The 320-nt window shown below is 51.2% G+C and carries 1 protein-coding gene; it reads right to left on the reverse strand.

All coding sequences use genetic code 11. The features are described from left to right. On the reverse strand, positions 1–320 hold a 320-nt coding region (locus CWC16_RS19585; RefSeq protein ID WP_171037712.1), incomplete at both ends, for a DUF4097 family beta strand repeat-containing protein.

The following is a 320-nucleotide window of genomic DNA, read 5'->3' on the forward strand; positions in this document are numbered from 1 at the left end:
CTTAGTCATGCTCTCAATGCCGCCATTAACGGCGTTAAAGCGCAGCTTGCCGCTGGACGCCATGTCTTCAATATCCCCATTGACCGTTTCATAGCGAATATTGCCCGATAACTCTTTGCCTTCAATGTCGCCGTTCACGGTTTCCAGCTCAACTTTACCACTGAGCTGGTTCGCCTCAATGTCTCCATTGACTGTGGTTACCGCCACCCCGGCACTGAAATCACTGACATTCACATCGACACTCACGCCTTCAAAGTCGAGTTCACTTTGCTTAGGCATGTAAATGGTCAGCCGGGAGCCATCTCGCTGGTTGTTCCAGC

It is taken from the genome of Pseudoalteromonas sp. S3776 (genome assembly GCF_005886915.1).
Classification (GTDB): domain Bacteria; phylum Pseudomonadota; class Gammaproteobacteria; order Enterobacterales; family Alteromonadaceae; genus Pseudoalteromonas.